The sequence below is a fragment of the Streptomyces sp. NPDC044061 genome (assembly GCF_056434305.1).
In genome coordinates this window covers 124,628-138,952 of sequence record NZ_JBWKFL010000003.1, presented here as the reverse complement: position 1 = coordinate 138,952, position 14,325 = coordinate 124,628, and the positions used below count along the sequence as shown (strand labels likewise).

The window sequence follows — 14,325 nt, the reverse complement described above, 5'->3', positions numbered from 1 at the left end:
GACGTGCGTGGGCCCGCCCCCGGTACGGGAGCGGGCCCACGTCGGCGATCAGTGGGTGCGGAACCGGTCCTGGAGGTGGATCCGGAACCCTTTAGAACGCGGCCTCGTCCAGCTCCATCAGGTCCAGCTCGACGTTCTCCGAGATCTTGCGGGCCAGCGTGACGCCCGGCAGGACGTTGGCCGCGAAGAACTTCGCCGCCGCGATCTTGCCCGTGTAGAAGGCCTTGTCCTTGGCGGAGGCCGTCTGCAGCTTCTCGGCGGCGATGGCGGCGCCCTTGAGCAGCAGGTAGCCGACGATCACGTCACCGGAGGCCAGCAGCAGGCGGGTGGTGTTCAGGCCCACCTTGTAGATGTTCTTCACGTCCTGCTCGGTGGCCGCGAGGTCGGTCAGCATCAGGCCGACGATCGCCTCCAGCTCCACGGCGGCCTTCGCGAGGTGCTCGCGGGCGCCCGACAGCTCCTCGCCGCCGGTGCCCAGCGCCAGGAACTTCTTGATGTCCTCGGCGAGGGAGTTCAGCGCGGCGCCCTGGTTGCGGACGATCTTCCGGAAGAAGTAGTCCTGGCCCTGGATCGCCGTGGTGCCCTCGTACAGAGTGTCGATCTTGGCGTCGCGGATGTACTGCTCGATCGGGTACTCCTGCAGGAAGCCGGAGCCGCCGAAGGTCTGCAGCGACTGGGCGAGCTGCTCGTAGCCCTTCTCGGAGCCGTAGCCCTTGACGATCGGCAGGAGCAGGTCGTTGAGCGCGTGCTCGGACTTGGCGTCCTCGCCGTTGGCCTCCTTGACCGCGATCGCGTCCTGGACGGAGGCGGTGTAGAGGACGAGGGCGCGCATGCCCTCCGCGTACGCCTTCTGCGTGATCAGCGAGCGGCGCACGTCGGGGTGGTGGGTGATGGTGACCTTGGGCGCGGCCTTGTCCATGAACTGCGCGAGGTCGGGACCCTGGACGCGCTCCTTGGCGTACTCGAGGGCGTTGAGGTAGCCCGTCGACAGGGTCGAGATGGCCTTCGTGCCGACCATCATGCGGGCGAACTCGATGATGCGGAACATCTGGCGGATGCCGTCGTGCTTGTCGCCGATCAGCCAGCCCTTGGCCGGGTGGCGGTCGCCGAAGGTCATCTCGCAGGTGTTGGAGGCCTTGAGGCCCATCTTGTGCTCGACGTTGGTGGCGTAGACGCCGTTGCGCTCGCCCAGCTCGCCGGTCTCGAAGTCGAAGAGGTACTTCGGGACGAGGAAGAGGGACAGGCCCTTGGTGCCGGGGCCGGCGCCCTCGGGACGCGCCAGCACGTAGTGGAGGATGTTCTCCTCCATGTCGTGCTCACCGGAGGTGATGAAGCGCTTCACGCCCTCGATGTGCCAGGAGCCGTCCTCCTGCTGGACGGCCTTGGTGCGGCCGGCGCCGACGTCCGAGCCCGCGTCGGGCTCGGTGAGCACCATGGTGGAGCCCCAGGTCCGCTCGACGGCTATCTGGGCGATCTTCTTCTGGACGTCGTTGCCCTCGTCGTAGAGGATGCCGGCGAACGCCGGGCCGGAGGAGTACATCCACACGGCCGGGTTCGAGCCGAGGATCAGCTCCGCGTACGACCAGATCAGGGACGGGGGAGCCGTCGTGCCGCCGATGCCCTCGGGCAGGCCGAGGCGCCAGTACTCGGAGTCCATGAAGGCCTTGTAGCTCTTCTTGAAGGACGCCGGGACGGGGGCGGTGTTCGTCTCGGGGTCGAAGACCGGCGGGTTGCGGTCGGCGTCCGCGAAGGACTCCGCCAGCTCGTTCTCCGCGAGGCGGGTCAGCTCCTCGAGAACGCTCTTGGCGGTCTCCGTGTCCATCTCCTCGAAGGGACCGGTGCCGTAGAGCTTGTCGCGGCCGAGTACTTCGAAGAGGTTGAACTCGATGTCGCGGAGATTGGACTTGTAGTGCCCCATGGTGACGGCTCCGTATCGGACTCGGCGAGGCACTGGCTCCTCGCATCTGGTTCAGGTACCAACAAGTAGCTCCGATGATGCTACCCGTCAGTAATAAGACGCAAGCCCGTTCCGGTCATCTGTGACTGAGTACTCTTCTGCGCATGTACGGCTACGACCAGAACGTCGGCGCTCAGCAGCAGTACGCCGCACCCCAGCAGCCGATGGCCGGTGGCTACGGACAGCAGCCGCCGCTGTACCCCGAGCCGTCGCCGCCCTCGCTCGCGGACGCGGTGCGCGCCTTCACCACCGGGCAGATGGCGGCCGAGGACTTCCAGCAGATCTTCGCCACGTCCAAGGTGTACTGCCCGCGCGGTGACACCCCGGGCTTCCTCGCCCTGCACAACACCCAGCAGCCGGTGATCCCGATGTTCACCTCGCTCAAGGAGCTGCGCCGCTACGCGGGCAAGGAGTCCAAGTACTTCGTGATCACCGGCGCCGAGGTGATCGACCTGCTGCCGACCGGCTACGGCTTCGTCCTGGACATGGAGGGCGAGCACCGGATGGTGTTCGACGCGAAGGCGGTCGAGCAGATGGTCGACTTCGCGATGCGCAGAATGTATGGCTGACCAGCGGCCCAGCTCGGCGAGAGCCCGGAGGGAATGCCCTCCGGGCTCTCGCTGTTGTGGGGTGGCAGAAAGTTCAACGCTCAACTAAACTGGGCGCACAAGGAGGTACCGACCATGCCTGCAGTGACCGTCGAGAACCCGTTGACGCTGCCCCGCGTGACCGCTCCCGCCGACGCCGTGGCACGTCCCGTGCTCGCCGTCACGACCGCTCCGAGCGGTTTCGAGGGCGAGGGCTTCCCGGTGCGCCGGGCGTTCGCGGGGATCAACTACCGCCATCTCGACCCGTTCATCATGATGGACCAGATGGGCGAGGTGGAGTACGCGCCGGGCGAGCCCAAGGGCACCCCCTGGCACCCGCACCGCGGCTTCGAGACCGTCACCTACATCATCGACGGTGTCTTCGACCACCAGGACTCCAACGGCGGTGGCGGCACCATCACCAACGGCGACACCCAGTGGATGACCGCCGGTTCGGGCCTGCTGCACATCGAGGCCCCGCCGGAGTCCCTCGTCGTGTCCGGCGGCCTCTTCCACGGCCTGCAGCTGTGGGTGAACCTCCCCGCCAAGGACAAGATGATGGCCCCGCGCTACCAGGACATCCGCGGCGGCAACGTCCAGCTGCTGACGACCCCCGACGGCGGCGCCCTGCTGCGCGTCATCGCCGGCGAGCTCGATGGCCACAAGGGCCCCGGCATCACGCACACGCCGATCACGATGGTCCACGCGACCCTCGCCCCGGGCGCCGAGCTCACCCTGCCCTGGCGCGCGGACTTCAACGGTCTCGCCTACGTCCTCGCGGGCCGCGGCAGCGTCGGGGCCGAGCGCCGGCCGATCCATCTCGGCCAGACCGCCGTCTTCGGCGCCGGCTCCTCGCTGACCGTCCGCGCGGACGAGAAGCAGGACTCGCACACCCCGGACCTCGAGGTCGTCCTCCTCGGCGGACAGCCGATCCGGGAGCCCATGGCCCACTACGGCCCGTTCGTCATGAACACCAAGGACGAGCTGATGCAGGCCTTCGAGGACTTCCAGAAGGGCCGCCTGGGCACGGTCCCGGCCGTCCACGGCATGACGGAGACGGGCCCGCAGGGCTGACCCCCCGTCTCCAGGAGAGAGCCCCGTCCGGTACGCCGGGCGGGGCTCCGTGCCGCACGGCTCCGCCGTCACCCGGCCGGGCTGGCCGCGCAGGACAGTCCGGCCCGGGGCGTGATCCGCTGGGGGTGTGCAGTTGCTCCCCGAGCCCGTCCGGCGTCTGGCCGCCTGGTGTGTCGTGCTGCTGCTCGTCGCCGGGGTCGGATGGGTCGGGGTACAGCTGTGTGCCGAGTTCCGTACGGCCGTCGTTCCGGTGCTGCTCGCCCTGCTGGGGACGGCGCTGCTGGGGCCGCTGTACCGGCGGATGGTGGCCTCGGGGGTGCAGCGGTCGCTCGCGGCCGGGCTGACCTGCGTCGCCGTCGTCGCCGTCGTCGGCGGTGCCGTGTACATCGTCGTCGCCGCGCTCGTCGACACCGGCGACCAGATCATCCTCTCCCTGCGGGCCGCCGCCAGGTCCGTCTCCCGGCACTTCGGGGCCGCCGGCACCGGCCTCGACGACATCGCCGCCAACTCCCGCGAGCTGCTCGGCAAGTTCGGCGGGACCGCGGCCTCCAACGTCATCAGCGGGGTCAGCGTGGTGGGGGAGAGCCTCGCCATGGCGGTGCTCGCCCTGCTGCTCGTCTTCTTCTTCCTGCGCGACTCCCACCGGGCCGTGGGGATCCTCAGGGCCGTCGCGCCCGGTGGCACCGCCGACACCGCGGAGGCCATCGCCCGGCGCGCCTTCGAGGCGGTGGAGGGGTTCATGCGCGGGACCACCGTCATCGCCCTCATCGACGCCTTCTGCATCACCGTCGGCCTGCTCGTCCTGCGGGTGCCCGGCGCGGTCGGCCTCGGCGCGCTCGTCTTCGTCGGCGCCTACATCCCCTACCTCGGCGCCTTCATCTCCGGCGCGGTGGCCGTCCTGGTCGCCCTCGCCGACCGCGGCTTCGTCATCGCGCTGTGGGCGCTCGGGGTCGTGGTCGCCGTGCAGGTGCTGGAGGGCCATGTGCTGCAGCCGGCCATCCAGAGCCGGACCGTGCAGATGCATCCGGCGGTGGTGATGCTGGCGATCACCGCCGGGGCCTCCGTCGCGGGCATCCTCGGCATGCTGCTCTCGGTCCCGCTCACCGCGGCCGCCTTCGGGGTCGTACACGAACTCCGGACGCGTTACGCGGCGGAACCGTCGGACTCGTAGAGATCGAACCAGATGCTCTTGCCCTCGCCGCGCGGGTCCACCCCCCACGCGTCCGCGAGCACCTCGATCAGCATCAGGCCGCGCCCCGAGGAGGCCAGCTCCCCCGGCCTGCGCCGGTGCGGGAGGTCGTCGCCACAGTCCGCGACCTCCACCCGCAGCCGCCGCCCGCCCGGCTCCCCGGCGACCTCCGCGAGCAGCAGCGCGTCGGCGTCTGTGTGGACGAGGACGTTGGTGACCATCTCGGAGACCAGCAGCACCGCGGAGTCCACCTGGTCCGCGGACGCCCAGTCGTGCAGCAGCTCGCGCAGGTGCTGACGGGCCTCCGCGATCCGCCCGGGCTCGTCCTGCCCCACCGACAGCACCGTGCGCCGCGCCGCTGGCCGCAGGACCACCGTGTCCCCGCAGCCACAGCCGTCCCCGGGCCGGCCCAGCAGCAGCACCGCTATGTCGTCCTCACGGCGGTCGGCCAGCGGGCCGGCGGTGTGGTGCGAGGACGGGCCGTGCACGCCCTGCACCAGCGCGTCGGCCAGCGACTCCACATCTCCCCGGTGGTCCTCCAGGATCCCCCGGACGCGCCGCCAGCCGCTGTCCAGGTCGTGCCCGCCGGTCTCGATCAGCCCGTCGGTGCAGAGCATCATGGTCTCGCCGGGCTCCAGCGTGAACCGGGTCGTCGGATAGTCGGCGTCCGGGTCCACGCCCAGCGGCAGCCCGCCCGCGGTCGGCCGCATCATCACCGTGCCGTCGGCCATCCGGACCGCCGGGTCGGGATGCCCGGCGCGGGCGATCTCCAGCATCCCGGTCGCCGGGTCGGCCTCCCCGTACAGACAGGTCGCGAAGCGCAGGTCGGTCAGGTGCTCGTCGTGCGTGATGCCGTGCAGGAAGCGGGAGGCGCGGGAGAGCACCGCGTCCGGGCGGTGACCCTCGGCGGCGTACGCCCTGAGCGCGGTGCGGAGCTGGCCCATCAGGCCGGCGGCCCGCCCGTCGTGTCCCTGGACGTCCCCGATGACCAGCGCGAACCGGCCTTCGCCGGGCTTCTTCCGGGACGTGCCGCCGGAAAGCGGGATCATGTCGTACCAGTCCCCGCCGACCTGCGGTCCGCCGCCGGTCGGGATGTAGCGGGCGGCCACGCTCATGCCCGGGATCTCCGGGCCCGGCGACGGCAGTACGGAGCGCTGCAGCCCCTCCGTCAGCTCCCGCCGGGAGTCGGCGGCACCGGCCCGGGACAGGGCCTGGGCGAGCATCCGGGCGACCGTGGTCAGGACGGCACGCTCGTCGGGCGTGAAGGCCACCGGATGGGTGAATGCCGCCATCCAGGCGCCCATGGTGCGCCCGGCCACCGTCAGCGGCAGGAACGCCCAGGACCGGCGGCCGAAGCGCCGGGCCAGCGGCCAGGTGACCGGGTAGCGCGCCTTGTACTCCTCGGGGGAGGAGAGGTAGACGGCCCGGCCGGTGCGCACGATCTCGGCGGCCGGGTAGTCCGTGGCCAGCGGCATGTGGGAGAAGGGTCCGTCGTCGCCGGGCCGGTGCCCGTGATGGCCGATGACCGTCAGCCGGTCGCCCTCCACCCCGAACACCGCGAGCCCGTCCGGGGAGAACCCCGGCATGGACAGCCCGGCCGCGACCCGGAGCACCTCCTCCGTCGACCGCGCCTCCGCCAGCGCCCGGCCCGCGTCCAGCAGGAACGCCTCACGGGAGCGCCGCCAGTCCCCGGTGACCGCGCTGCGGGCCGCCGCCGTGCCCGGAGTCGGCTCGGTGACCTCCTGCAGGGTGCCGATCAGCTCGTACGCCCGCCGCTCGGGATCGAAGGACGGCTTCGAACGGCTGCGTACGACCCGTACGACCCGCCCCTGCTCGTCCATGATCCGGACGCGCACCTCGGCCAGGGTGCCCTCGGCGACCGCGAGCCGGACCACCCCGGTGATCTCGTTCCAGTCGACCGGGTGCAGCCGGGCCCGGGTCTGGGCCTCCGTGAGGGTGGTCGGCCGCCCGGGCAATCCGAGCAGCCGCGCCGCCTCCGCGTCCACCGTGACGAGCCCTGCGGCCGTGTCCCAGTGCCACAGCCCGGTCGCGACGGCGGCGAGGACGTCACCTACGGACGGCAGGGGCTCGCCAGTGCGCATTGCCCCACTTTAGGAAGATCAGCTGGATAGGTACCACTGTAAGAAGGTCTGACGAGCGGGGGGTCGCCGTTGGAGGTCCCGCCGAGATCCGGGCGCCGCTGCCGGGCGTGCGGGGGAAATGGTGGGGAGCCGATCTATGGGTGCCCGGTACCCTTGATGGGTCCGGGCCCCGTGCCCGGCTCGCGCCGAGGCGGCAGCCCCGGCACTCATCACCCCACCACGAAGGACGATGAACGACGATGCATCGGTACAGGTCCCACACCTGCGGCCAGCTCCGCGCCTCTGACGTCGGCACCGACGTCCGGCTGAGCGGCTGGCTGCACAATCGGCGCGACCTGGGCGGCATCCTCTTCATCGATCTGCGCGACCACTACGGCATCACGCAGCTGGTGGCCCGTCCCGGCACGCCCGCGTACGAGGCCCTGGACAGGATCTCCAAGGAGTCCACGGTCCGCGTCGACGGCCGGGTTGTTTCACGTGGAACCGAGAACGTGAACCCCGACCTGCCCACCGGTGAGATCGAGGTCGAGGTCGCCGAGGTCGAGCTGCTCGGCGAGGCCGCCCCGCTGCCCTTCACGATCAACACCGAGGACGGGGTCAACGAGGAGCGGCGCCTGGAGTACCGCTTCCTGGACCTGCGCCGCGAGCGCATGCACCGCAACATCATGCTGCGCACGGCGGTCATCTCGGCCATGCGCCAGAAGATGGCGGCGATGGACTTCAACGAGATGGCGACGCCGATCCTGTCCGCCACCTCCCCCGAGGGCGCCCGCGACTACGTGGTCCCCTCCCGTGTGCACCCGGGCAAGTTCTACGCGCTGCCGCAGGCCCCGCAGCAGTTCAAGCAGCTGCTGATGATCTCCGGCTTCGACCGCTACTTCCAGATCGCGCCCTGCTTCCGCGACGAGGACGCCCGTGCCGACCGCTCGCCGGGCGAGTTCTACCAGCTCGACATCGAGATGTCCTTCGTCGAGCAGGAGGACGTCTTCCAGCCGGTCGAGAAGCTCATGACCGAGCTGTTCGAGGAGTTCGGAGGCGGCCGGCACGTCACCTCCCCCTTCCCGCGCATCCCGTTCCGCGAGGCGATGGCGAAGTACGGCTCCGACAAGCCGGACCTGCGCGCCAAGCTGGAACTGGTGGACATCACCGACGTCTTCGAGGGCTCGGAGTTCAAGGCGTTCGCCGGCAAGCACGTGCGCGCGCTGCCGGTGCCGGACGTCTCCGCGCAGCCCCGCAAGTTCTTCGACCAGCTCGGTGAGTACGCCGTCGAGCAGGGCGCCAAGGGCCTGGCCTGGGTGCGCGTGGGCGAGGACGGCTCGCTCACCGGCCCGATCGCGAAGTTCCTGACCGAGGCGAACGTCGCCGAGCTGACCAAGCGTCTCTCCCTGGCCCCGGCCCACGCCGTCTTCTTCGGCGCGGGCGAGTACGACGAGGTCTCGAAGATCATGGGCGCGGTCCGGGTGGAGGCCGCCAAGCGGGCCGGCCACTTCGAGGAGGGCGTCTTCCGCTTCTGCTGGATCGTCGACTTCCCGATGTACGAGAAGGACGAGGAGACCGGCGGGATCGACTTCTCCCACAACCCCTTCTCGATGCCGCAGGGCGGCCTGGAGGCCCTGGAGACCCAGGACCCGCTGGACATCCTCGGCTGGCAGTACGACATCGTCTGCAACGGTGTCGAGCTGTCCTCCGGTGCGATCCGGAACCACGAGCCCGAGATCATGCTCAAGGCCTTCGAGATCGCGGGCTACGACCGGGACACCGTTGAGGAGAAGTTCGCGGGCATGCTCCGCGCGTTCCGCTTCGGCGCCCCGCCGCACGGCGGCATCGCCCCGGGCGTGGACCGCATCGTCATGCTCCTCGCCGACGAGCCCAACATCCGCGAGACGATCGCCTTCCCGCTCAACGGCAACGCCCAGGACCTGATGATGGGCGCGCCCACCGAACTGGACGAGACCCGGCTGCGCGAGCTGCACCTGAACATCAGGAAGCCGCAGCCGAAGTAGTACCGGGTCGTGCGTGCGCGCCGATCTGTCCTGACTCGCTCTTGACGATCGGCGCGCACAGCCGTCTCCGGGCCCGGTGACAGCTTCCGTCCCTACCGTCCCGGGCCATGACTGACACCCCTGGAAACGCAGGAGACCGGGACCTGACCCGTCGTACGGTGCTCGCGGCGGGCGCCGTCACCGCCGTCGCCGTCGGGCTGGGCGGTGCCCTGGCCGTCGACGCGTCCGCCGACGACGACTCCACCACGGACACCTGCTACACGCTCACCTCGGAACTGGTCGAGGGCCCGTACTACATCGACGCCGACAAGCTCCGGCAGGACGTCACCGAGGACCAGGACGGCGTTCCGCTGACGCTCACCCTCAAGGTCATCGACGCCGAGACCTGCCGGCCGCTGAAGAACGCGGCGGTCGACATCTGGCACTGCAACGCCGTCGGCGTCTACTCCGGGTACGAGGCGTCGGGCAGCGGCGGCGGAGGCGGCGGCCCGGCTCCGACGGACACCCCGACGGGCACCCCCACCGCCGCACCGCCCTCCGGCGGCCCCGGGGGCGGTGGCGGCCATCAGGAGCCCACCGACGACAGCCGCTATCTGCGCGGCACCTGGCGCACCGACAAGCACGGGTACGTCACCTTCCGGACGGTCTTCCCCGGCTGGTACCAGGGCCGCTGCGTGCACATCCACATCAAGGTGCACGTGGACGGGACGTGGACCGACGCCGGTTACGAGGGCGGGCACACCTGCCACACCGGCCAGCTGTTCTTCGACGAGAAGGCGGTGCTGCTGACCGGGGAGGTGGAGCCGTACTCGGCCAACGCCACGGCCCGCACCACGCTCGACGAGGACACGATCTACCCGGGCAACGGCCACGAGGGCGGCCTGCTGTACCTGAGGTACGACAGGAAGCGCATCGCCAGGGGCGTCCGTGCCCGTCTGACGCTGGGCGTGGCCCCGGACGCGACGCACGACGGCGGCTGACCGTCCGGCGGTGCGAAGACGGCAACGGGGTGCGGTCCCGGTGGGAACCGCACCCCGTTGCCTTGTCCGTCCAGGGCTCAGGACAGGGACTTGTAGCCGCCCCAGCCCGTCGCGATCTTCGTGCGGGCGCCGAAGGAGCCCTTGCCGTCGCCGCTGTTGCGGTAGACGTTGCCGCTGGTGTCACGCGAGACCAGGTCGGCCCTGCCGTCGTCGGTGAGGTCGCCGACGCCGACGACCGCGTTGTACGAGGCGCCCCAGTCGCCGAACACCTTCACTCGGGCCGCGAAGGTGCCGTTGCCCCTGCCGTCGTACCGGTAGAGGGTGTTGGCCTTGTCCTGGGCGAGCAGATCACCGATGCCGTCGCCGTTCAGGTCACCCGCGCCGATGATCTTCTTGTAGCCCGTCCAGCTGTCGTACAGCTTCACGCGGGCCCCCAGTTTGCCGTCGCTCGTGCCCTTGTGGAGGTGGACGGTGCCGGTGGAGGAGGCGCGGGTGACCAGGTCGGGGCGGCCGTCGCCGGTGACGTCACCGGGCGAGGTCAGCACGTCGTACTGGGTCCAGCCGCTGCTCGCGAGGGTCGTGTACGACGTCTTCGGGGTGACCGCGGCGCCGCAGCCCGGCTTGTACAGGCGCAGGGCCCCGCTGCTCAGCCGGACGAGGACGTCGTTGCAGCGGTCGCCGCCGAGGTCGCCGAAGGGGACGGCCTTGATGCTCGTGGCCCAGCCACTGCCGGAGGTCTTGGCACCGAACTTGCCCGTGCCGGTGCCTGCCTGGAAGGTCAGCTGGCCGGAGGAGTTGAGCGTGAGCAGGTCGCCCCGGCCGTCCGGGCCGTCGAGGCTGATGAAGTCGTGACGCACCGCCGCGCCCCGGGACAGGAAGCCCTTGCCGGTCGCCACGGTGACCGCGCCGGCGGTGCCGGTGCCGGTGGCCTTGAGGGTCCAGGTGAACTCCCCGTTGGGGAAGCGGACGTTGGTGGCCGTGGTGCCGTACCAGTTCGTCGTCACCCATGCCGAGGACGCGCCTCCGGTGATCGTGTCGGTCGCCCTGCCCGTCGCGCCGCTCTGGACGGAGGTGAACGTCACCGACCAGGACGTGACCGGGCGGGACAGCAGCCACGAGCCCTCGAAACGCATTCCGGGGTCCACATGGCTCGACGCCTCGGACTCGAAGGCCGTCACGGCCGACGGGGTGATGCCGGCCTTGGCGATGTGCGTCCGCTCGTACAGGTCGGTCCAGGCGACCAGACCCGTGTACTCGTCCACGGTCCACTTGAAGCGGCGGTCCACGGCGAGGCCGGTCTCCTGGACGGTGGAGGCGATCACCCGGGTGGCGCCGGTGGCCGCCTCGGTCAGCACCAGGGTGCCGGCGGCGTGGTCGTGACGGACCGTGAAGCCGTCGCCGAGCAGCACGTCACCGCCGGTCACCGCGCGGGACGTGCCCGCCTTGGTGTCGTACACGCCGGCCGAACCGTCGCCGCACGTCCAGTACACCCAGCGGCCCGCCGCCTGCAGTTCGCTCGGCACACAGCCGAGACCGGGCACGGTGACCGTGGCCAGAGTGCGGTTCTCGGCCAGGCTGTACGAGGTGAGCTTGCCGGTGGTGGTGGCGCTCCACAGCGTCGAACCGTTCAGCGCGGCGGCGCGCACGGACCGCTTCAGCTTCTGTCCCTGTCCGAACTCACCGACGTACTGCGCCGGGGCTGCGCCGCCGGAGTTGTAGACCGCGTAGTCGTCGGAGACGTCGACGATCGAGCCGCCCTCGGTGCGGAACTCCAGGGTGTGGTCGGAGGAGCCGTCGTTCATCGCGACCAGCCGGTCCGCGTCGCCCAGGCCGGTGCCGCCGTCGTCACCGTCGTAGAACGTGGTGAGGAAGGCGTCGCGCGGGCCGTCGCCGCTGTTGCCCCACAGCGCCGAGCAGTCGGCGCCCGCGTAGGGGCACACCGGACTGATCTTGTCGCCGGCCTGCGGCTCGGAGGCGGTCAGCCTGCCGCCGACCGTGGCGAGCGTGCGCACCGAGGTGGTGTCCATGGTGCCGCTCGGATCGTCCTCGGCGATGCGCAGACTGCCGCGGCTGAGCGCGACACCCGTCTTGGCGTTCTCCAGCGCGGGTACCTGCGCCACCTGCGTCAGGTTCAGGGAGCCGTCGGCGGCCACGCTCACCCGCCGCGTCCACCAGTCGGTGGCGGTGGTGCCGCCGGTGACCAGGGCGCCGTCGCCGGTGGCGTGGACCGCGTAGGCGCCGGCCTTGGCCAGCAGGGTGTGCGACGAGCCGTCGGCGAGGGACACGGCGGTCAGACTGATGCCGGTCCCGCTGCCGATGCCGCCGGACAGCGGCAGCAGCAGCCAGTCGCCGACGAGGACCGGGGCACCCTCCAGGTAGCCGCCCGTCGCGGGCAGGTCGAGCACCTGCTCGATGCCGCCCGGGTCGGTACGCGGCTTGAGGTGCAGGTCGCCGGAGCCGGCGTCGTACCAGCCGACGCGGTCGTCGCTCATGACGGTGACCGGACGGGCGCTCACGGCACTGAACACCTCGGTGGCGACGGCCGTGCCGACGTCGAGGTAGTACAGGTTCGTGCCCACCTGGAACAGCGCGCCGTGCGCGTCGGCGGCCTTGATCGCGCCCGAGTTGACCCGGATGCCGACCGGCGTGATGGCACGGGAGCGCCAGGCGCCGTCCACGCGGTCGTGCAGCGCCTGCTCGGTGATCACGGTTCGCCCGGCCAGCCCCCGGTACGCCTGGCTGGAGGTGAAGGACGAGGTCGTCCGGGTCGCCGGGTCCCAGAGGGCCACGGACCCGGCCGCCGGCAGCGCGACCAGGTCGCCGTCGGAGCCGTACCAGGCTTCCGGGCAGGTCGTCGAGCCCAGGTTCTCGCACGCCCCCGCGGGCGTGTAGGCGCCGCCGTCCGTGCCCACGACCACGGTCGCGCCGTCGGCGTAGTCCGTCCACAGCAGTCCGGCGATCCCGCTCTGCCGATGCAGGAATCCGCTCTCGCCGGCGACCAGCGGCCGGTCCGTGCGCGGGCGGCTGGAGCTGGGGTCGGTCAGCGTGATCTCGGTGGTGCCGGCCGCCGGGGCGGCCGGATCGGCCGAGGCGCCGCTCTCCGGCAGGACGGCGACGGATGCGGCCGCCACGGCGACCGCGAACGAGGAGACGGCCGCGGCAAGGCCGCGCCGTCCGGGGGCGTGTCTGCCCACGTGAGGTTCCCTCCCCGCGAGGGCCCCCGCCCTCGCCAAGTGAGCGGACTTTACCAGTGCTTTTACCGGGCTTGGCGAAGGGGTGGGGTTACTCGTCCGTGCCGGGCTCGGGCTCCTCGTCCGGGGCGGCGCCGTCCTCCAGCAGCCGCTCGGCGATGTCGTCGGACCAGTGCTGGGCCCAGGCGCGCAGGGCGGTGAGGTGCGGTTCGTCCAGCCCGTACCGCAGGAACTCCATGTCGGCGTAGAAGTCCGTGCCCGTGAGACGGGACTGGAGGGTGGGCAGGTCGAAGGGGTCGTGGGCGTGCCGGCGGCCCAGTTCTTCGAGCTCGGGCAGGGAGAAGCGGGCGGCCGCGGCCCGCGCGTCGATCAGGTCGACGGCCGCGCCCCGGTCGTAGAGCGCACGGATCTTCGTGCCGACGGCGTCCCCGAGGGAGAGGGCGGGACCGTACCCGGTCAGCTCGGGAGGCTGCCAGAACGCCTCCTTGTGCAGGGTGAGGGCGCAGGGCTCGCCGGTCGGTGGGTCCGTCACCGTCAGCTGCGCCGTTCGCGCGGTGTCGGTCCCGGCCCGCACCTGCCACCCCCGCGCCTCCAGGGCCGCACCGACGGCACCGGCGATCCGGTCCATGGTCTCGGGACTCTCGGTGGCGAAGTCGACGTTCGCGTGCGGCCGCTCGAGCAGCCCGTGCGCCTGGAGGGCATATCCACCGGCGAGCACAAGCCCGTACGGCCTGCCGACGGTGACGACGTCCGAGAGGAGGCGGTGGTGGGGGGTGGGGATGCTCACGACATCGGTACTTTGCCAGAACGGGGGCGGGGCGGACGCATGCGCCGCCCCCGTGTCCACTCAGGCCGACGGCGCTTCGTGGGTTTCCGCGGAGAGGTCCGGGGTTTCGGTGAACAGGTCCTCCGCCCGATCGACCGTGCGGGCCCTGTCGAGCCAGTCGTTGACGCGGTCGAGGTCGGTGCAGTCGGCGATGCGTCCGCGGACGTCGTCCGGCACGGGGATCCCGCGCACCTCGAGGACGGCCAGAACGCCCTTGGCCTCTCCCTTGGCCTCTCCCTGGGCCTCTCCCTTGGCCTTGCCTTCCAGATAGGCCCGCTCCATCACATGGCCGCGGCCGGGGAAGTAGTTGACGAACCCCATCAGGCCGACGGCGCTTCGTGGGTTTCCGCGGAGAGGTCCGGGGTTTCGGTGAACAGGTCCTCCGCCCGATCGACCGTGCGGGCCCTGTCGAGCCA

Annotated in this window: 10 protein-coding genes; 5 read left to right on the top strand and 5 right to left on the bottom strand. The window is 71.1% G+C overall.

Features of this window, described 5'->3' with window-relative positions:
* Window positions 1–91: 91 nt before the first annotated feature.
* Window positions 92–1,918 (bottom strand): acyl-CoA dehydrogenase, encoded by a 1,827-nt coding sequence (locus tag AC07CM_RS05420; RefSeq protein ID WP_478875020.1) that lies wholly within the window; start codon window positions 1,916–1,918, stop codon window positions 92–94.
* Window positions 1,919–2,061: 143 nt separating this feature from the next.
* Between AC07CM_RS05420 and AC07CM_RS05415 the strand changes: the two genes are divergently transcribed.
* The 3 genes from AC07CM_RS05415 to AC07CM_RS05405 all read left to right on the top strand — a co-directional run bounded on the left by AC07CM_RS05415 (window position 2,062) and on the right by AC07CM_RS05405 (window position 4,789).
* Window positions 2,062–2,526 (top strand): SseB family protein, encoded by a 465-nt coding sequence (locus AC07CM_RS05415; protein WP_478875019.1) that lies wholly within the window; start codon window positions 2,062–2,064, stop codon window positions 2,524–2,526.
* 114 nt (window positions 2,527–2,640) lie between these two features.
* Complete coding sequence (locus AC07CM_RS05410; RefSeq protein ID WP_478875018.1) at window positions 2,641–3,618, top strand: pirin family protein; 978 nt, start codon at window positions 2,641–2,643, stop codon at window positions 3,616–3,618.
* Between the two features lie 127 nt (window positions 3,619–3,745).
* Window positions 3,746–4,789, top strand: a complete 1,044-nt coding sequence (locus AC07CM_RS05405) for an AI-2E family transporter (RefSeq protein ID WP_478875017.1) — start codon at window positions 3,746–3,748, stop codon at window positions 4,787–4,789.
* Here the strand turns inward: AC07CM_RS05405 and AC07CM_RS05400 are convergent.
* Window positions 4,762–6,909: an ATP-binding SpoIIE family protein phosphatase gene (locus tag AC07CM_RS05400; protein WP_478875016.1), complete on the bottom strand. Its 2,148-nt coding sequence runs from the start codon at window positions 6,907–6,909 to the stop codon at window positions 4,762–4,764. The genes AC07CM_RS05405 and AC07CM_RS05400 overlap by 28 nt on opposite strands.
* A gap of 239 nt (window positions 6,910–7,148) precedes the next feature.
* Between AC07CM_RS05400 and aspS the strand changes: the two genes are divergently transcribed.
* Together aspS and AC07CM_RS05390 are read left to right on the top strand one after the other, a co-directional pair.
* The gene (aspS, locus tag AC07CM_RS05395; RefSeq protein ID WP_478875015.1) at window positions 7,149–8,912 is read left to right on the top strand and encodes an aspartate--tRNA ligase; all 1,764 of its coding nucleotides are present in this window, start codon (window positions 7,149–7,151) and stop codon (window positions 8,910–8,912) included.
* A gap of 107 nt (window positions 8,913–9,019) precedes the next feature.
* Window positions 9,020–9,892 (top strand): intradiol ring-cleavage dioxygenase, encoded by an 873-nt coding sequence (locus AC07CM_RS05390; RefSeq protein ID WP_478875014.1) that lies wholly within the window; start codon window positions 9,020–9,022, stop codon window positions 9,890–9,892.
* A 77-nt stretch (window positions 9,893–9,969) separates the two neighbouring features.
* Here AC07CM_RS05390 and AC07CM_RS05385 read toward each other — a convergent pair whose 3' ends face one another.
* From AC07CM_RS05385 to AC07CM_RS05375, 3 genes are all read right to left on the bottom strand, one after another.
* Entirely contained in the window at window positions 9,970–13,086 is a 3,117-nt protein-coding gene (locus tag AC07CM_RS05385) for an FG-GAP repeat domain-containing protein (protein WP_478875013.1), read from the bottom strand.
* 88 nt (window positions 13,087–13,174) lie between these two features.
* On the bottom strand, window positions 13,175–13,870 hold the full coding sequence (locus AC07CM_RS05380; protein ID WP_478875012.1) for a nucleotidyl transferase AbiEii/AbiGii toxin family protein: 696 nt from the start codon (window positions 13,868–13,870) through the stop codon (window positions 13,175–13,177).
* Window positions 13,871–13,930: 60 nt separating this feature from the next.
* Complete coding sequence (locus AC07CM_RS05375; protein WP_478875011.1) at window positions 13,931–14,230, bottom strand: hypothetical protein; 300 nt, start codon at window positions 14,228–14,230, stop codon at window positions 13,931–13,933.
* Between the last annotated feature and the right edge of the window lie 95 nt (window positions 14,231–14,325).